Origin of the sequence: Tetzosporium hominis, assembly GCF_002265435.1 — a bacterium.
GTDB classification, from domain to species: Bacteria; Bacillota; Bacilli; order Bacillales_A; family Planococcaceae; genus Chryseomicrobium; species Chryseomicrobium hominis.
This window is the reverse complement of the sequence record NZ_NOKQ01000147.1, coordinates 1-250: the sequence shown is the minus strand read 5'-3', so window position 1 is coordinate 250 and position 250 is coordinate 1. Positions and strand designations below refer to the sequence as shown.

Sequence of the window (250 nt, the reverse complement as noted above, 5' to 3'; positions counted from 1 at the left end):
ACATATACTAAATTGAAGAAACATTAACACCTAAACATTAATATAAAAACAAAATTATAATATAAAATAAATAGACAATATCTCTTTCGTCAACAAATCAAAAAAAAAAAAAACTCAGTGCCGTCGGCATCGTCTGTCCGATTTTGTACATCGCATCGATCACTTCATCGCATGGAATGCGGCTTGTAATGCCGGCAAGCGCCATATCAGCCGCGACCATCGCATTGGCTGCGCCCATCGCGTTCCGCTT

General features: G+C 39.2%; 1 pseudogene. It reads right to left on the bottom strand.

Annotation, left to right across the window (positions count from 1 at the left end):
• Positions 1 to 115: 115 nt before the first annotated feature.
• Positions 116 to 250, bottom strand: a pseudogene (locus CF394_RS03410) (L-serine ammonia-lyase, iron-sulfur-dependent, subunit alpha); the annotation flags it as partial.